The sequence below is a fragment of the Nocardia sp. NPDC057440 genome, from assembly GCF_042802915.1.
In the GTDB taxonomy this organism is placed as follows: domain Bacteria; phylum Actinomycetota; class Actinomycetes; order Mycobacteriales; family Mycobacteriaceae; genus Nocardia.
On the sequence record NZ_JBHVDF010000024.1, the window covers coordinates 76664 to 94357 of the forward strand.

Sequence of the window (17694 nt, forward strand, 5' to 3'; positions counted from 1 at the left end):
CCCACTTCCTTGGTGGGTTGTGCTTGGTGTTTCACGCCCCACGAAACCCCCCCCACCGGGCCCACGCCCCCCTGCCGCAGTTACCCCCCCCCCCCGGGGGGGGGGGGGGGGGCCCCGGGCCCCCCCCGCGGCAACCGGCTCGGTCAGAACTTCGCGAAGAACTCGTTGACGTCACCGGCCAGCTCATTCGGATGGGTGTGCGCAAGATAGTGACCGGTGGCCTCCAGTGTCCGACAGGACACGATGTTCGCGTGGTCACGCTCGGCGAACCGCCGGATCGACGCGAAGTCACCGGAGGCGGCCATGCAAAGGGCGAGCGGCACTGTGGTGGGCTCAGACGGGTGGTACTTGGCTTTGGCGTCCTCGTAATAGAACCGGATCGCCGAGCCCGCTGTGCCGGTGAACCAGTAGATCGCGGTGTTGGTGAGCACGAAGTCGTCCTCGACCGTCTCGTCGAACAGTTGCGCGTTCCACGCCAGCAGGCCGGCCGGTGAATCGGCGAGGGCGTGTGCCAGGGTCTGCGGCTGCTGGGAGTGCAGCACGTTGAATGCGCCCTTCTCCTCCCAGAACCACTTCAGGACCCCCAGGGCTGCTCCTTCCTCCCCGGTCAGATCGACCAGCTCAGCCGGATCGCCGGAGGGGAAGGAGAAGATCTGCGTCACATGCACACCGACCACATGTTCTGGATCCAGCCGTCCCACCTCCGGGGAGACCACCGAGCCGCCGTCGTTGCCGACTGCGCCGTAACGGTCGTAGCCCAACCGGCGCATCAGTTCCACCCATGCCTTCGCCGTCCGAACCGTGCCCCAGCCCGGCTCGGTGGTCGGCCCGGAGAAACCGAAGCCGGGCACCGAAGGGATGACAAGGTGGAACTCCGCCGACAGCAGGTCGATCACGTCCAGGTACTCGACGATCGAACCCGGCCAGCCGTGGGTGAGCAGCAGAGCCAGCGCGTCGGGCTTCGCCGAGCGGACATGGAGGAAATGAATCCTTTGCCCGTCGATCGTGGTGGTGAACTGCGGATAGGTGTTGAGCTTGGCTTCCCATGCCCGCCAGTCGTAGCTGGTCGTCCAGCGCTCGACAAGGCCACGCAGCCGGGTGCCGCTGAATCCGTACTGGTCGCCGACCTCATCGGTGTGGCGGGTGCGAGCCAGCCGAGCCTGCAACTCGTAGAGGTCCTCCTGTGGGATCTGGATGGTAAAGGGCTCAATATGATCACTCATGATGATCAGCGTTCCCGACCAGAGTCCCGGCGAGTAGTGCTGTGGCGCACGAGTTCAGTGTGCAAATTGCACCCCAGGTCCGGCTGGCTCGGGGCCTGACCGTTGCGGCGCTGGCGTTGAACCTCGCCAGCAAGATCTCGCAGTCCGCCGAGGTCACCGAGGGCTGGGGCATCCTGTGGCCGTCGGCGGTCGTGGTCATGCAGACGGCGCTGTTCGTGCCCGTCGCGTTCCGGCGGGTGAACCGACGGAACGTGGGGGTTCTGCTCGCCGGGCAGGCCGGGCTGTCCTACCTGCTGTACTTCACCTGCTCGCCGTACGCCACGGTCACGAACCTGCTCCTCGCCACGATCCTGCTCGCGTTCCGGCCCGGGCCGGCCTGGCTGGCGGTCGGTCCGGTGCTGTTCGGCGAGTTCGCGGTCCGGTACTGGGCGACGCAGGACCCGGGTATGCGACCGTACTGGGCCGTGCTCGCGACGGTGGGCACCGGCGTCGGCTTGTACGCACAGTGCTGGTTGCACGACCTGATCCAACAGCGTCAGGAGGCGAAGGCCGACGTCGCCCGGCTGGAGGCGGCCCAGGAGCGGCTCCGGGTGGCCCGGGATCTGTGCGAGTCGCTCTGTGACCGACTCGCCGGGCTGATCGTCGTCTTCGACCGGGTGTGGGCTGCCCCCGACCCGCGCGCTGAACTCGCCGCCGCCGTGCACACCGCCCGCGACGCACTGGCGACGGTCCGCGCCGTGGCCGCCGACCACGGGCGGTGGAGCCTGACCGGGGAACTCGCGGCGACCGGTGCGGTACTCGAAGCCCTCGGGATCACCGCCCTTATCCGCTCCGACGGCGCCGCGCTCCCTACGCCGGTGGACGAATTGCTGGCTAGGGCGCTGCGGGCAACAGTCCTCAGCTGGACTTCAGAACAGCCGCCCCGCGAGGTCCGAATCACCGTAGCCGACGGACGACTTCGCATCGAAGGAGACAGTTCACCGCCGGTTGCGACGGGCCTGGCCGCCGAGGTGGCAGGCGCGGGCGGGGAGCTGACCACCGGCCCTGGCCGGCTGGACATCCGGCTGTCCGCTACGCCCGCCGCAACCCTGGCACCGCTGGCGGCGATGCCGTGGCTGGCCTGGTGGGCGCTGGTGGTCCTGGAGATCGACCTTTTCGGCACAACACTGCTGCGCCAGCTGTGGTACGGCACTGTGACAAGTCTCGTGGTGGTGGTTCCGGTCGGCCTTTCGCTATTGCTGGCCAGCGGTATTCAGCTCTACCACGGCCTGCCCCGGCCGGGAGTCCGACCGCCCGCCTGGCCGTGGACGCTGGCCCTCCAGGCGTTGTTGATCGGCGGGGCGGTGGCGGCCATCGGGTCGTCCGCAATCATTTACGTCACCCTGTTCGTCGGTAATATCCTGTTCCTGATTCGTCCCCGCTACTCGTGGCTGATCTCGGCGGTTGTCATCGCCTGCAGTGCGGCGTTCTGGGTTCCTCCCGCGTTTATCGGCGGGTTTGTCGCCACTGGGGCGGGCCTCGCGTTGATGGCGTACGCGCTGATCCGGCTGCCCGAGGCGGCGTACGAGCTCGATCAATCACGGCAGGACCTGGCACGGATGGCGGTGCTCGACGAACGACTCCGGGTCGCCCGCGACCTGCACGACCTGCTCGGCTTTCGGTTATCCGCGATCGTGATGAAAGGCGAACTCACCGACAGGCTGATCGGCGTCGTGCCCGACCGGGCCAGCGCTGAGCTCGCCGACCTCCGGGACCTGGCCGAACAGGCCATGGCCGACGTCAAGGCCATTATCAGCGACCCCGTCCCGCTATCGGTGGCGCAGGAGGTGGTAACAGCCCGGGCCGTGCTCGCTGCCGCCGGGATCGACGTCCGCGTGCAACTGCCGGTCCTGCCGGCCGCCGCCGACGCATTGTTCGCAGTCGTGCTCCGGGAAGCGGTGACCAACGTGGTCCGGCACGCGCGGGCCACCCGTTGCCTGATCTCGGCGAACGTCGCGGGGCCGGTCGTGCGGCTCTCGGTGGCCAACGACGGCTCGGACGCCGACTCGTGCGGATCGGCGGCCAGTGGCTCGCGCCGGACCGGCGACGGACTGGACAACCTGACCCGCCGGGTCGCCGAGGCCGGCGGCCGACTCGACGTGCACCGGTCGGTCGACTGGTTTACCGTGCACGTCGAAGTGCCGACAGTGACCGGCTCAGAGCCAGCCGGCGTCCGTGGCGATCCGGATGGCGTCCACCCGGTTGCGGGCGTTCAGCTTGGTCACGGCTGATGCGAGATAGTTGCGCACCGTGCCGTAGGACAGTTGGAGCTGCGAGGCCGATTCCCTTGGCTCGCAACCGGAGGCGGTCAGCCGGAGCACGTCCAGCTCGCGGTCGGTCAACGGGCTGGCCGGGGCGTCCAGTGCCGCGTAGGCGAGCTGCGGATCGATCACCCGGCCGCCCGCCGCGATCGTCCGCACCGCCGCGACCAGGTCCGCCGGTCGAGAATCCTTCAACATGAAACCGGCGACACCGGCCGCCACTGCCCGACGGAGATTGCCCGGCCTGCCGAACCCGGTCAAGATCAGCGTCCGGCAGTCGGGTAACCGTTCCCGCAGCTCGGCCGCCGCGGACAGCCCGTCCAGCCTGGGCAGCTCGATGTCGAGGATCGCGACGTCTGGCCTGGTCCGCAGCCCGGCGGCCAGGATCTCCCCGCCCGAGCCGAGCTCGGCGACGACCTCGATGCCGTCCTCCAGCGCCAGCAGCCCGACCAGCGCCTCACGGAGAATGCGCATGTCCTCCGCGACCAGTACCCGAATCATCGGCCGGCCGAGCCACTGACCGACCTCGGCCGCACCCATGCCGTCACAGTCGGTCGCCCGCCATACGGTTTCGGCCCGATCCGCAGAGTCGTCATAGCGGAAATTTACGCCAGACCTCCCGCTGAGCGGAGCCGGCCCGAGCCAGGAGCTGTCCGCTTGCCCACAGGGCGTGGATAGCGCATACGTGTTTGCGAGATGTACCTTCCCACGCTGCTCACCAGATGCCCGGGGAACACCGAGCCAGGATCGCGGGGTAGCCGACCATTTGCGGCGGCAGTCGTATACTCGCGATATGGCGGATGAATCGTCCTCCACGGAATTCTCCGAGGCACCGGTTCTTGTGGTGCAGACCAGAGAACGCGTCTATCGGCTACGTGCCGGGGGCGCATACAACGTCGGTCGCGATCCGTCAGCCGACATTGTTGTGACCGATCCGCGCGCATCGTCGTTGCACGCCGTTCTCGAACGGGGTGCGGACGGTTGGGAAATCGAGGACGCCGGTAGCCTCAACGGCACCTTCTTCGCGGGCCGTCGCGTCAACCGTATGGTGATCGACCGAGACGAGACGTTCCAGCTCGGGCACGCCGTGGACGGCGAGCAGCTGGCCTGCTCGGTGGAAGCACCGCCCGGCCACGAGTCCGGTGGCGATTTCGGGGGAGATACGATGATCGTCCCCGATCCCGGCTACAAGCTCGACGATGAAGCGACGGTCAAGTTCCAACCGGGCCAGCCTCGGCGAGTTTCGCGGTCATCACCTCCGGCGGCCCGCCCCAGCGAGGTCGTCCGGATCACCTCGCCCACGCTTCGGATCGGACGCGCGGCCGACAACGACGTCGTAGTGCCCGATCTCATGGTCTCCCGCCATCACGCCGAGCTGCACATGGTCGGCGACGGCAGGTACCGGATCGTCGACCTCGACAGCCACAACGGCACCTACATCAACGGCTCCCGGGTGGACGCCACGGATCTCTCCGAATCGGACTTGATCGGCATGGGGCACACCACGTTCCGGCTGGTCGGCGACGAGCTGCGGGAGTTCGTCGACACCGGTGACGTGTCGGTCTCGGTACAGAACATCACCGTGCGGACACCTGAGGGCAAGGTGCTCCTCGACGGGGTGGGCTTCCCCATTTCGCAGCGCTCGCTCGTCGGGGTCATCGGGCCCAGCGGGGCGGGCAAGTCGACGCTGCTCGGCGCGGTCACCGGGTTGCGGCCGGCGACGGAGGGCACGGTCCGCTACGACGGACGCGACCTGTACACCAATTACGACGAGCTCCGGCACCGGATCGGGCTGGTCCCGCAGGAGGACATCCTGCACAACCAGCTTCCGACGCGGCGCGCGCTGCTCTACGCGGCCGAACTGCGCTTCCCCGGTGACACGCGCAGCGAGGAGCGTGAGCAGCGGGTCGACGAGGTCCTCGACGAGCTCGGCTTGACCCGGCACGCCGATACCCGCATCGATAGGCTCTCGGGCGGGCAGCGCAAACGGGTGAGCGTCGCAGTGGAGTTGCTGACCAAACCGTCGCTGTTGTTTCTCGACGAACCGACCTCCGGCCTCGACCCAGGCCTGGACAAAACGGTCATGGAAATGCTGTCCGAACTGGCGCACGACGGGCGGACCGTCATCGTCGTTACGCACAGCGTGGCGAATCTTGATTCCTGTGACCGCCTGCTGGTCCTGGTGCCCGGCGGTCGGCTGGCTTATTACGGGCCGCCCGAGGAGGGGCTACAGCAGTTCGCGCAGCGCACCTGGGCCGAGGTGTTCCAGGCATTCGATCGCGATGATGACCGCGACTGGGCCGGTGAGTTCCGGATGTCGCCACGCTTCGAGAACTACGTGGCGGTCGGACTGACCGACGATGTCGGCCCAGCGGAAGTGCACCCACCGGCACCGCCGCCCGCGCAGCAGTCCAAGCTTGCCCAGCTCAGTACCCTGTGCCGGCGATATCTGGCGGTGATTGCCTCGGACCGCAGTTATCTGGCGCTCCTCGGCGTGATGCCCCTGCTTCTCGGTGGCTTGATCGCTGCGGTGCCGGCGGGTGAGGGATTCGCCGGGCCGCCGGGCTCCAACGTCGATGCCCCGACCAAGCTCATGGTTTTGGCGTTCGCGGCATGCTTCGTCGGCACCGGCAACTCGATTCGCGAGATCGTCAAGGAACAGACGATCTACCGCAGAGAACGCGCGGCAGGCCTGTCAGCGGGGGTCTATCTGATGTCGAAACTGCTGGTCCTGGGTGTGATCACCACCCTTCAAGCGGTGGTGTTGGTGTTGATCGGCACCATCGGTGTGGATATGCCGCCGAAGGGGATTTTCACGATAGTCGAGGTGGAGCTGATCCTGGTGATGGCGCTGCTCGGTATCGCATCGCTGGCATTGGGCTTGCTGGTGTCGGCGGCGGTGAACACCTCGGAGAAGACACTGCCGCTGCTGATCGTGCTGTCGATGGCACAACTGGTGCTGACGGGCGGGATGGTGCGGCTCCCCGGCACACTCGGCCTAGAGCAACTGTCCTACCTGGCGCCGGCCCGTTGGGGGTTCGGCGCGGCAGCCGCCACCCTCGACCTCGACACCCTCTCACCGCACACGGGCGGACCCGACCCGCTGTGGAAACACACATTCGGCACGTGGCTGGTCGACATGGGAGCCGTCGCCGGTCTAGGGGCCGTCTTCCTCGCGCTGGCCTGGTACCGCTTGTACCAGCTGCGTCCACGGCGCCGCGGCGCCCGCCGCGCGAGGCTTTGACGCCCAGCAGCGCGAACCGGCGGTCCGTCGGTTCGCTGGGTTCCGCAGCTGAGCGGCGTGTCATCGGGATGACCGGCGTCGCATGGTCGGCTACCTGCAGGGTGCCTACGCCGAGAACCTCGGTGAGGTCTCCAGCATGAGCAAGGTGGTGTGGGAGCTGTCGCATCCGATCTCGGACGGCATGCTCACCTATCCGAGCTTGCCCGGACCGCGAGTCACCACAGATATTTCGCGCGAGCAGTCGCCGCTGATCGACATGACCTACGACATGGCGCGCGTGGATATGGTCGGCAACACCGGTACCTATATCTGCGCGCCCTTCCATTTCCACGCCGATGGCGTCGATATCGCCGAGCTACCGCTGGAACGGCTGTTCAACGTGCCGATCGTGATGATCCGCGTGGCGGGAAGCCGCATCGTGGGACCGGATGTGCTCGGCGACCCGGCGCGGCTTTGGGGCAAGGCGGTCCTCGTGCACACTGCATGGTCGGCCCGGTGGGGTTCGTCCGCCTACTGGGGCCCCCGGCATCCGTTCCTGGTCGGCGAGGTCGCGGATGCGCTGGTCGCCGCCAATGTGGCGCTGGTCGGAATCGACTCGCTCGACATCGACGACACGTCCCTGCCGACGCGGCCGTGCCACCACACTCTGCTCGGTGCAGGAATCCCGATTATCGAGCAGATGACGAACCTGGACGCGGTCCCCGACACCGGCGCCAGGCTGGTCGCACTGCCGGCGCCAGTGCGCGCGATGGGCTCGTTTCCGCTGCGCGCTGTCGCGTGGACCGATGCCGGCGGCGTCTTCAGCTGATCATTATGCCGATCGGTTGCTGGGGCGCGGCCTACCATCCGTGGCGGACCGCATCTGTTCGAACCGGCCCGCGACGAAGTGATGTATCGCGAAGCCGAAACCCCCACCGGATTTCGATCCTGCGCTTACCCAATAGTTCCAGTTCATCTCGGCGCGGCGTAGCCGCAGTGGTGCCCGGAAAAGCTCGACGACAGTGCTACCGGACTGGGGCAACATTGGATGCGCAGCGTCATTTTTCGACATATTCAGCTTGCTCTTCACTGTGTCGCTGTAAGTTTGCCATCGGTAGCGCTTGAATTCAGCCTGGCTGGTCGACGAATGCCACGCACAACCCTTGGAGGTCAAGGTCTTGACTCGTCCGTATCTACTTATCGGCAGTATGCGCAGCGGTCTGGCCCATGTCTTCGGTGTATTCGGTGGTGTAGCACTTGCGCTGCTGCTGGCGACGCCGGCAAGCGCGGGACCGCTGTATCCGCAGCCCGATCCGGACCCGTTCTACGCCGCTCCGGCGGATCTGGCGGAGCACCCACCCGGCGACGTGCTCGACGTGCGGGGAATGCCACCATTGCCCCTCTTCCCCGGCGCCAGCGTCACATTGGTGAAGTTCCGGTCCACCAACTCGCACGGTGAGCCGATCGCGGCGGTCACCACGGTCCTTACCCCCGCCGGTCATCGGCCCGACGGACCGATGCTGTCGTATCAGCATTTCATCAATTCGCTCGGTACCGGCTGCGCGGTATCGCACACGCTGTACAACAGTGATCTGAATCTGACGGCGACGACGCCGATGTTGAACGCGGTGCTGCAGCAGGGTTGGAGTGTCGCGCTGCCGGATCATCTCGGACCGCAGATGGCCCTCGGCGCCGCGCGGTTGGGTGGCCAGATCGTATTGGACGGCATCCGGGCGGTGAAACGGCTGCCCGCACTCGCCGTGCAGAACGGCCCGGTGGTGATGGCAGGCTACTCCGGTGGCGGCCTGGCCACCGCATGGGCGGCAGCGCTGCAGCCGTCGTACGCAACGGAACTGCAGATCGCGGGCGCGGCCATCGGCGGCGTCCCGGCGAACTTGGTGACGATGGCGCGGGCGCTGGGCTTCGACCCGCATCCGGCTTTCGGGCTGGCCATGGCAACGGCAACGGGCCTGGAGCGGGAGTACCCGGACCAGGTGCCGATCAGCGCGTATCTCAACCCGCGTGGCTTTGCGGTCCGTGACGCCATCGCCAACAGCTGCACCAACAGCATCCTCGCCACTGGCGCCAATAGCAGCGCTCGCGAGTTCGTCACCAGCACCTCGATTTTCGACAGTCCCGAGGCGCGGTCGGTGGTGGAGGCGAACAGTCTGGAGCTCTACGCCGGGGTGCCGGAAATGCCGATGTTCGAATGGCATTCGCCGAGCGACCCGCTGATTCCGGTCGACGCCATCATCAACACCGACCGCCGCTGGTGCGAGGCCGGGGTGCGGTTGGACACGCTGCGGGTGTCCGCGCCTGAGCATTTGTCCGCGGCGGCACAGGGCGCCCCCGCGGTACTGGGGTGGCTCGACGGCCGGGTTCGCGGAGAGCCCGCGCCCGTCAACTGCTGAGATCTGACGGGATCTTCGGGGTGCTCCATACCCCTCCGCAAGGCCGGCGGTCGCGGCCCACCGAGACGGTGGGTGCGCGGCCGTTCGGCTGTCCGGCCGACCAGCCTCGACTCCCGCAGGCCGGCCTTCACTTTCGACCCCCGTCCCGAAACTCCACCGACCACACCGAATTCAGCTGCGACTGCACACCGACGTGTCGATTTATCGACTGCCTTCCGCTGTCCATCGAGATCCACGACCGATCGAAGGCCCCTGCTCCTTCGGCTACACCCTCGCCTCGAAATCCTGAGCGTTGCCCCGAGATCTTGTGCGCGCCAGGAGAGGAGGCGTGCGGACAACTGGCCGGCGTGGCGAGCCCAGCCGCGGCGGTGGCCATTATCAACCGGCCGCCCATGACCTCGGGCGCGCTTCGAATCATGTCGAACCAGGGCGCTGACGATGCGCTCGGCGCGCTGCGATCCGTCCTGCACACTGCGCGGTGGCGGGGCCCTCGCGGTGGCGGGCACGCCGCTCTCAGCCGCTTACCTTGCGGCCGGATTCACTGTTGTCACCGGCGATTGCGAGGGTACGGAGCCGGCCTGCGGGGCGGGAGGCAAGTCGGGACACCCCACACCGGATGGCATCCGCGCCGCGTTCAACGCGCCGGACAGTACGGCGTCCGGTTTCCCCTCGGCGATCAGCATGCCGTCCCGCAGGAGCAGGCAATGGTGGGCGCGTCTCGCCTCGTCGACATCGTGGGTGGCCTGTACGACGGTGACGCCGTGGTCGCTGATCTCGCCGAGTGCGCGGGAGATCTCTTGCTGTGCGGCCGAATCCAGTCCGGCGGCGGGCTCGTCGAGCAGCAGGAGCGACGCTTCCTGGGCGAGTGCTTGGGCGATCAGGGTTCGCTGGCGCTGGCCGCCGGACAGGGTGTCGAGGCGTCGGGTCGCGAGGTCGGTGATGTCCAGTCGATCCATACAGGCGTGCACTGTGTTGCGGTCCTGCCGGGACAGCCACCGCCACGGACCGCGGTGTGCCCAGCGCCCCATGGCGACGGTCTCCCGGACGGTGAGCGGCAGTGTCGCGGGAATGGCGGTGTGCTGGACGACGAATGCGGGCCGCTCCGTGGATCGTCGCCACACGGTGCCCGCGCGCGGCGTGATGATGCCCGCGATGACGCCGAGCAGCGTGGATTTCCCCGATCCGTTGGGCCCGACCACCGCGGTGACGCGGCCACACGGGATGGCGGTGGTCAGTTCGTGCAGGACGGCCCTGCCGGGATAGCCGGCGGATAGTCCGCTGATGCGCAGCGCGTCCGGGACGGGAGTGTGGGACATGTCACCTCATTTGTAATGATAATCGTTTTCATCATATCGTGGCCGATCATGGAGTGGTTATCGCCCCGTTCGAGGTGGCTTTCGTGCAACGGGCGTTGTGGGGCGGCCTGCTCGTCTCCTGTGTATGCGCCCTGGCCGGGACCTGGGTTGTAGTGCGCGGCATGGCCTTTCTCGGCGACGCGATGGCGCACGGCATGCTGCCCGGGGTCGCCGTGGCGTCGCTGCTGGGCGGCAATCTCCTCCTCGGTGCCGCGATCAGTTGTGCGGCAATGGCATTCGGTGTGTCGGCACTCGAACGCAACCGACGGCTGTCCGCCGACACCGGGATAGGGCTGCTGTTCGTAGGCATGCTCGCTCTGGGGGTGATCATGGTTTCCCGCTCGCAGTCGTTCGCTGTAGATCTCACCGGGTTCTTGTTCGGTGACGTGCTGGCGGTTCGCGAGCAAGACCTCTGGTATCTGGGTGTCGCGCTGATCGTCGCGGTGGCGGTCGCGATGCTCGGACATCGCGGTTTCGTGGCGCTGACTTTCGACCCGCGCAAGGCGCACACGCTCGGTCTGCGTCCGCGACTCGCGCAGATCGCGCTGGTCGGCCTGGTGACGCTGGCGATCGTCGCGTCGTTCCACATCGTCGGCACGCTGCTGGTCTTCGGGCTGCTCATCGCCCCGCCCGCGGCAGCGACGTATTGGGCGGATCGTATTCCGGCCGTCATGCTCGTCGCGGCACTGCTCGGCGCGTTGTCCACCGTTGTCGGGCTGATTATTTCGTGGCATGCCGAAACAGCAGGTGGCGCGACGATCGCCGCGGTTGCCGTGGGGCTGTTCTTCCTCTCGGCGCTGGCTGCTGGACTGCGTGATCGGTTGCGCGGCAACGGTGTTCGCTATGCCGCGTTGGCGGCAGGTGCCGTCGCGGCGGTGCCGCTGGCGGGGTGTGGCGTCGGCGCTGACAGTCGGCAGCCGGTGGAAACGCCGCATGGTTATGTGGCGGGAGCCGAGGAGACTTCGGATGCGCAGTCGCGTCTGGTCATGGTCGATGAGCGAACCGGCGCCATCGAGGTACTCGACCTGATCACCGAGAGGGTCGTCGAGGCCGGCCGGGCCGAGGGTGTGCGCGGGATTGCGGGCGACGGTCGGTTCGCGTTCGTCGGTGCGGTGGATTCGGCACGGATCGTAGACAGTGGCGGGTGGACGGTCGACCACGGCGATCACGTCCACTACTACCGCGCTGCGGCCCGCGGTATCGGCGCCATCGTGGGCGGCCGGGTGACCGGTGTGCTCAGCGACGGCGGCGTGGCCGCGGTGGCTTTCGAGGGCGGTACCACGCTCTTGCTCGACCGGCTTGCCCTGGAGAACGGGACGGTCTCCGAACGGGGGCGGATCGCCGACGGCAGCGCGGTGCCCTACGCCGAACATCTGTTGGTCGCGATCCCGAGTGGGCGAGTCGAGGTTCGCGCCCGTGACGGCGCGCCGGTGACCGCCCTCGCCGAGCCATGCACCACTCCGCGCGGTCGAGCGGTGACCCGTCGCGGCGTGGTCTTCGGTTGTGCTGATGGCGCTTTGGTGGTGACCCACCGAGACGGAGTGTTCACCGCCGCGAAGATTCGTTACCCGCGAGAAGTGGTCGAAGCCGATCGTGCGGTGGAGTTCACCCACCGTCGCGGCAGTGCGACGCTGACCGCCAAGGCGGGGGAGCGGGGGATCTGGACGCTGGATGTCCGCAAGAAGGTGTGGACGTTCGCATCGGTCGGGCCGGTGCGGGCCGTGAACACGGCCGGGGAAGGTTCGTCGCTGCTGGTGTTGACGCGAGACGGTGTGCTGCGCGGCGTCGATCCCGAAAGTGGCAGGGAGACAGCGCAAATCGCTCTGCTGGAGCCGTTGGCCGACAGTGCCACACCGCCGGTGATCCAGGTCGATTCGAATCGCGCCTATGTCAACGACGCGGCTCGACGGAAGGTCTACGAGATCGCCTACAACGACAACCTGCGCCTGGCGCGCACATTCACGGTGGGGATCGACCCCGCATTGATGGTGGAGACCGGCGAGTGAAAACCGTGACGCGGATAGCCGCGGCCTTGGCGATGCTGCTGCCGGTGGTCGCCGCCTGCACGACAGATGGCGGCGAGCGCACCGGAATCGTGGTCACCACCAATATTCTCGGTGATCTGACTCGGGCCATCGTCGGCGACGCCGCCGAAGTCACGGTGCTGATGACGGCCGACGCCGACCCGCACTCTTTCGCGATATCCGCGAAACAGGCGGCGCTGCTCGACCGTGCCGGCCTGGTTGTGCACAACGGACTCGGCTTGGAGGAAGGGGTTGCCCGCAACGTGGCGGCGGCCGAGAACGCCGGTGTCCCCACGCTCGCCGTCGCTGATCACGTCGACCCGCTCAGCTACGCCGCCGACGAATCCGCGGGCAGTTCCGATCCTCACTTCTGGACCGATCCGAAGCGGACGCGCAAGGCCGTCGAGGTGATCAGCGCCGAGATCATCGAACATGTCCGAGGCATCGATGCCGCAGTCCTGCGGACCAGGACCGATCACTATCTGGCAGAGATCGATCAGCTCGACCGTTGGATGGCCGAGCGGTTCGCCACGACTCCGGTCGAGCGCCGCCAACTGGTCACCGATCACCACGTATTCGGCTATCTGGCACAACGTTTCGACTTCCGGGTCGTCGGCGCGGTGATTCCGAGCGGGACGACGCTCGCGTCGCCGAGTTCGTCCGACCTCGAGGGCCTTGCCGACGCGATCCGAACCGCCGGTGTCCCCGCAATCTTCGTCGACTCATCGCAGCCCGACCGGCTCGCCCGCGTCCTCGCCGAACAGGTCGGCGTGCACGTGCGGGTCATCGGGCTGCACACCGAATCGCTCACCGAACCCGGCGCGGGCGCAGGCACCTACCTGGAAATGATGCGCGTCAACACCGAGGCGATCACGCGTGGGCTCGCCGCGTCGTGAATGTGGCATACCGCACGAGAACTGGAGTAGCACATGCATATTCGATCACGAGCAACGAAATCGGCGGCCATTTCCGGGCTCATCGCTTCGGTGGTCGCCTTCGGGGGCTGCGGCGTGGACGACTCGAAGAAAACGTCTGCTTCGGGTGGCGGGCCGATCGCGGTGACCTATGACGGTGGTATCTATGTCCTGGACGCGGCGACCCTCGCCCAGACCGGTGAGGCGAAACTCGAGGGGTTCAACCGATTGAATCCGGCGGGGGACGATCGCCATCTGATGGTGTCGACCAAGGATGGCTTCCGCGTATTCGACGCGATCGACGCCGTGTTCACCGGCACCGATTTCCCCGCCGCGGAGCCGGGCCACGTCGTCCGACACGCGGGGCGCACGGTTCTGTTCGCCGACGGCTCCGGCGAAGTCACCTCCTTCGACCACGCGACGCTCGGGGGCGGGAAGCCGGAGACGGTTGTCTACCGTGCCGCCGCACCGCATCACGGCGTCGCTGTCGAACTGGACAGCGGTGAAATGGTGATCACTCTCGGCACCGAGGAGAAGCGCGTCGGCATCGCGGTGCTCGACAAGGACCGCAGGGAGATCGCCCGCAACGAGGACTGCCCCGGCGTGCACGGCGAAGCCGCCGCCAAAGACGAGGCGGTCGTGATCGGTTGCCAGACAGGTGTTCTCGTCTACCGCAACGGTGTCATCACCAAAGTGACCAGCCCGACCGCTTACGGTCGCATCGGGAACGCTGCGGGCAGCGCTGTCTCCTCGATCGTGCTCGGTGATTACAAGCAGGACAAGGATGCCGAGCTCGAACGCCCACAGCAGATTTCACTCATCGACACGGCCACCGGCTCACTGCGCCTGGTCGATCTCGGCACCAGTTACACCTTCCGATCGCTGGCCCGCGGCCCGCAGGGCGAAGCGCTGGTCCTCGGCACAGACGGTCGCATCCACGTGATCGATCCCGTAGCGGGCACCGTCACCCGCGCCATCCCGGTCATCGACGCCTGGCAGGAACCGCTGAAGTGGCAGCAGGCCCGCCCAGCGTTGTTCGCACGCGGTGGGACGGCCTACGTCTCCGACCCGGACACCAAGAAGGTGCACCGCATCGACCTCGCGACGGGCACCGTGTCGGCGACTGTCACCTTGGCCGCCGCCCCGAATGAACTCAGCGGCGTCAGTGCGCACTGAGTCGACGGCTCGGACATGAGCCGAAACCGGGTATCGAGCGGTTCGCGGCTTCCGAGGAGCTGAGCAGCCCGTCGCAGTCGTCGATCCGGCGTGACGCCGACCGACAGCGAGCCGCGGTCGTTGGTGGTGATCGGCACGGCCACTCGTCAGGTACAGGTCTGGAACCTGACCACCATGTCCAGCCCGGAAACGTCGCATTTCCGCAGCCCGTTCGTGCACTCGCCATGAGCGCCGACGGCCGGATACTGGTCGGCGCGGGTTCCGAATTCATTGTTGTCGAGGACCGCCGTTTGCGGAGTCTTCCGCAGCAGGTGGGCGAGCAACACTTTGATGAGCAGGACCGGCGCGAACCAGCCGAGCACCTGCGGAACGGTGAGCACGCTGGTGGCGATGGTCGCGGCAAAAGCGGTGGCGGCGAAGGCGATCGGACGCCGCAACGAGCTGGGGGTGACCGTTACGTGATGCGGTCCTGCCGCTTTCGTAGTCCGCCCGACCTTCACAGGCGCGGGCGGACCGGCTGGTCGAGCAGGTGTCGGCGACATCACCAGCAAGCGAGGTGCAGGGCTTACGGCCGATCCGCCAGCAACCGATAAGCCTCGGCGACATAGTCGATCCGAGCGTCCTCGAGTTCAGGGCGCGGATACGTGGATCGGAAGATCGCCTCGCCATCGAACATGTGGATCAACGAAGTGGCCAGCAGTCGTGCGAGTTCCGGTGGAATCTCGGGACCGAGAGTTTCGACGGCGGCCCGCTCGACATCCGCGATCAGCGCGTGCGCGACAGGCTCGAGTCGCTCTTGTAGTTCGGGTTCGGTGCGGGCGGCGACCAGCAGTTCGAACCACACGGTGTTCGTCCGGTCGCGGATCTGGGCACGGGCGGCCCGCATGACCGCCACGAAATCCCTCGGCTCCCGGCTGACGGCCCGGAAGTCGAAGGCCGCCATATGCTGGTGCCCGACCTCTTCCGCGGCGGCCACGACCAGGTCGATCCGCGAATCGAAATGCCGGAAGATGCCGCCTTTGGACACGCCGGAACGCTGACTGATCTCGCCGAGCGATGCCCGGTGGTAACCGACTTCGGCAATGGCTTCGATGGTGGCGTCGACGAGCTTGGCGATGGTTGCGGCCCGCCGCTCGGCCTGGCTGCGGCGCGGTGGGGCCGTCACCGTTGACCGGATCGCAGGAACTTTCCGGTGCGGCGGGTGCCGAGCACGGGGGCGGCCGTGCCGTTCCCGAAGACGTACCGGCCGCCGATGAACACGGCCGAGACGGCGTCGTCGTTGCGATTGACCATGCGCGGCATGTTATCGAACTGGGCGACGGGGCTTTCCGCGTACGCGTCGAGCGACTCGTCGAGGTGTGCGGGGTCTACGACCACCAGGTCGGCGCGGTCGCCGGTGCGCAGGTGTCCGGCGTCGAGGCCGTACCAGTCCGCGAGCTCCCCGGTCAGCCGGTGCACCGCGCGTTCCAGGGACATGAACGGCCTGCCCGCTGCCTCGGCTCGGTGCACCCGCCGCAGGAAACGGAGCCCGAAGTTGTAGAACGCCATATTGCGCAGGTGCGCTCCCGCATCGGAGAACCCGAGCTGAACGCCGGGATCACTGCCGAGCTTCTCCAGGTACTCGGGGCGGTGATTGGAAATCGTTGTGCGCCAGCGCAACTTGGTGCCGTGTTCGACGACCAGGTCGAGGAACGCGTCGACCGCATGCAGCCCGCCACGATCGACACCGACCTGACCGAACGTCTTGCCGATCACCGTGTCGTCCGGGCAGCCCACGATCTCGGCGTCGAAGAAGTCCCGGTGCCAGACCCGCAGCCCGAACTTGGCGTCGTAGTCCTTGCGAAACCGCCTGCGGTAGGTCTCGTCTTGCATCAGCGCGTTCCGCTCGACCTGATCGGACAGGTGCAGCGCGGCGGCGCCCGAGCCGAACTCCTCGAAGATGACCAGGTCGATGCCATCGGCATAGACCTCGAACGGCACCGGCAGGTGCTGCCAGCGGAAGTCACCGCCGAAGCGGTTGAGTAGGCGCGCGATCGGACCCAATATGTGGATGAGGAACGGGCTGGCTTTGATGTCGGCCGCGGACAACAGGCTGGTCTTCAACGGTTTGCGGAAGATACCCAAGCTGCTGAGTGTCATCGCGCCGACGCTGCGTGGCGAGGTGATGTCGGGACCCGCCTGCAATACGCGACGGCGGCGGCGCAGGATCGCATTGAGCCGTCGGCGTTCCCTGGCCTTGGCATAGGTGGAGGGCAAGGTGCGCGAGCGGCAGGTCTCGCCGTCGAGCTTGTCGAAAAGCAGCTGCTGCGCAGACATGCCGACGAAGCCCGCGTCCAACGCCTCGGTCAGCTTGGCCTCCATCGCGGCGAGCTCGGCCGCCGTGGGCCGGACATCCTTTCGAGTGGCGCGCTCGAGCCCCATCTCCGCGGCCCGCACGTCGGAGTGGCCGAGAAATGCGGCGACATTGGGTCCCAACGGGAGTGCCTCGAGCGCCGCGACGTACTCGCCGGCGGAGCTCCACGTCTTGGTCTCGCCGACGGTGCCGATCACATGGCGGCGAGGGATCGCCTCGACGCGGCCGAACAAATCTCCGGCATCGGTGGCCCCGACGTGCACGGTAGACAGTGAGCAGGAACCGAGGAAGACCGTGGTGATGCCGTGGCGCACGGATTCGCCCAACGACGGCGTCTGCAACACCTCGATGTCGTAGTGCGTGTGGATGTCGATCATGCCGGGCAGCACCCATTTGCCCGCGGCGTCGACGACCTCGGCGCAGCCGTTCTCGTCGAGCGGTACCGCCGACACGGCCGCGACCCGTCCATCGCTGATCCCGAGATGGCGGACGGCGGATGTCGAGCCCGCGCCATCGAACCAGCGCCCGCCTTTGATGATCGTGTCGTAGCTCACATATACATAGCAACCGATCGGTCTCTAAATGTCAATGGCCGTGCGGCGCGCCTCGGTGAATCAATACCGACCGAAGGCGAGCGCGACATTGTGCCCACCGAAACCGAACGAGTTGTTGATCGCGTATTCGATCTCCTGGCGGCGAGCCTCGCCGTGCACCA

Annotated in this window: 13 protein-coding genes; 7 read left to right on the forward strand and 6 right to left on the reverse strand. The window is 67.1% G+C overall.

Features of this window, described 5'->3' with window-relative positions:
• Positions 1-143: 143 nt before the first annotated feature.
• Positions 144-1223 (reverse strand): epoxide hydrolase family protein, encoded by a 1080-nt coding sequence (locus ACFU4Z_RS33500; RefSeq protein ID WP_379071465.1) that lies wholly within the window; start codon positions 1221-1223, stop codon positions 144-146.
• A 59-nt stretch (positions 1224-1282) separates the two neighbouring features.
• On the opposite strand from ACFU4Z_RS33500, the gene ACFU4Z_RS33505 reads away from it, so the two are divergent.
• The gene (locus tag ACFU4Z_RS33505) at positions 1283-3493 is read left to right on the forward strand and encodes a histidine kinase (RefSeq protein WP_379071468.1); all 2211 of its coding nucleotides are present in this window, start codon (positions 1283-1285) and stop codon (positions 3491-3493) included.
• Here ACFU4Z_RS33505 and ACFU4Z_RS33510 read toward each other — a convergent pair.
• Positions 3419-4024 (reverse strand): DNA-binding response regulator, encoded by a 606-nt coding sequence (locus ACFU4Z_RS33510; protein ID WP_379071501.1) that lies wholly within the window; start codon positions 4022-4024, stop codon positions 3419-3421. The genes ACFU4Z_RS33505 and ACFU4Z_RS33510 overlap by 75 nt on opposite strands.
• 292 nt (positions 4025-4316) lie before the next feature.
• Here ACFU4Z_RS33510 and ACFU4Z_RS33515 point away from each other — a divergent pair, with 292 nt between their 5' ends.
• The 3 genes from ACFU4Z_RS33515 (at position 4317) to ACFU4Z_RS33525 (ending at position 9157) form a co-directional block, all read left to right on the forward strand.
• Positions 4317-6767 (forward strand): FHA domain-containing protein, encoded by a 2451-nt coding sequence (locus tag ACFU4Z_RS33515; protein ID WP_379071471.1) that lies wholly within the window; start codon positions 4317-4319, stop codon positions 6765-6767.
• An 82-nt stretch (positions 6768-6849) separates the two neighbouring features.
• Positions 6850-7575, forward strand: a complete 726-nt coding sequence (locus tag ACFU4Z_RS33520; RefSeq protein WP_379071474.1) for a cyclase family protein — start codon at positions 6850-6852, stop codon at positions 7573-7575.
• A gap of 379 nt (positions 7576-7954) precedes the next feature.
• Positions 7955-9157: a lipase family protein gene (locus ACFU4Z_RS33525; protein ID WP_379071504.1), complete on the forward strand. Its 1203-nt coding sequence runs from the start codon at positions 7955-7957 to the stop codon at positions 9155-9157.
• Positions 9158-9678: 521 nt separating this feature from the next.
• Here ACFU4Z_RS33525 and aztA read toward each other — a convergent pair.
• Positions 9679-10473, reverse strand: coding sequence for a zinc ABC transporter ATP-binding protein AztA (gene aztA / locus ACFU4Z_RS33530; RefSeq protein ID WP_379071477.1), 795 nt, complete (start codon positions 10471-10473; stop codon positions 9679-9681).
• A gap of 38 nt (positions 10474-10511) precedes the next feature.
• On the opposite strand from aztA, the gene aztB reads away from it, so the two are divergent.
• The 3 genes from aztB to aztD are packed head-to-tail and all read left to right on the forward strand — an operon-like array spanning position 10512 to position 14626.
• Positions 10512-12518, forward strand: coding sequence for a zinc ABC transporter permease AztB (gene aztB / locus ACFU4Z_RS33535; RefSeq protein ID WP_379071480.1), 2007 nt, complete (start codon positions 10512-10514; stop codon positions 12516-12518).
• Between the two features lie 32 nt (positions 12519-12550).
• Positions 12551-13432, forward strand: coding sequence for a zinc ABC transporter substrate-binding protein AztC (gene aztC / locus ACFU4Z_RS33540; protein WP_379071507.1), 882 nt, complete (start codon positions 12551-12553; stop codon positions 13430-13432).
• Between the two features lie 33 nt (positions 13433-13465).
• The gene (aztD, locus tag ACFU4Z_RS33545; RefSeq protein ID WP_379071483.1) at positions 13466-14626 is read left to right on the forward strand and encodes a zinc metallochaperone AztD; all 1161 of its coding nucleotides are present in this window, start codon (positions 13466-13468) and stop codon (positions 14624-14626) included.
• A gap of 146 nt (positions 14627-14772) precedes the next feature.
• On the opposite strand, the gene ACFU4Z_RS33550 is transcribed toward aztD, so the two are convergent.
• The 3 genes from ACFU4Z_RS33550 to ACFU4Z_RS33560 form a co-directional block, all read right to left on the reverse strand.
• The gene (locus ACFU4Z_RS33550; protein WP_379071487.1) at positions 14773-15063 is read right to left on the reverse strand and encodes a hypothetical protein; all 291 of its coding nucleotides are present in this window, start codon (positions 15061-15063) and stop codon (positions 14773-14775) included.
• Between the two features lie 128 nt (positions 15064-15191).
• Complete coding sequence (locus ACFU4Z_RS33555; RefSeq protein ID WP_379071490.1) at positions 15192-15791, reverse strand: TetR/AcrR family transcriptional regulator; 600 nt, start codon at positions 15789-15791, stop codon at positions 15192-15194.
• The gene (locus tag ACFU4Z_RS33560; RefSeq protein ID WP_379071493.1) at positions 15788-17533 is read right to left on the reverse strand and encodes an amidohydrolase family protein; all 1746 of its coding nucleotides are present in this window, start codon (positions 17531-17533) and stop codon (positions 15788-15790) included. The genes ACFU4Z_RS33555 and ACFU4Z_RS33560 overlap by 4 nt, the downstream gene beginning before the upstream one ends.
• Positions 17534-17694: the final 161 nt, after the last annotated feature.

Coding starts and splice junctions, on each gene's coding strand:
- aztA (WP_379071477.1), bottom strand. CDS start 10,473: ATGTCCCACACTCCCGTCCCGGACGCGCTGCGCATCAGCGGACTATCC.
- ACFU4Z_RS33525 (WP_379071504.1), top strand. CDS start 7,955: ATGCGCAGCGGTCTGGCCCATGTCTTCGGTGTATTCGGTGGTGTAGCA.
- aztC (WP_379071507.1), top strand. CDS start 12,551: ATGCTGCTGCCGGTGGTCGCCGCCTGCACGACAGATGGCGGCGAGCGC.
- aztD (WP_379071483.1), top strand. CDS start 13,466: ATGCATATTCGATCACGAGCAACGAAATCGGCGGCCATTTCCGGGCTC.
- ACFU4Z_RS33515 (WP_379071471.1), top strand. CDS start 4,317: ATGGCGGATGAATCGTCCTCCACGGAATTCTCCGAGGCACCGGTTCTT.
- ACFU4Z_RS33520 (WP_379071474.1), top strand. CDS start 6,850: ATGGTCGGCTACCTGCAGGGTGCCTACGCCGAGAACCTCGGTGAGGTC.
- ACFU4Z_RS33500 (WP_379071465.1), bottom strand. CDS start 1,223: ATGAGTGATCATATTGAGCCCTTTACCATCCAGATCCCACAGGAGGAC.
- ACFU4Z_RS33510 (WP_379071501.1), bottom strand. CDS start 4,024: ATGATTCGGGTACTGGTCGCGGAGGACATGCGCATTCTCCGTGAGGCG.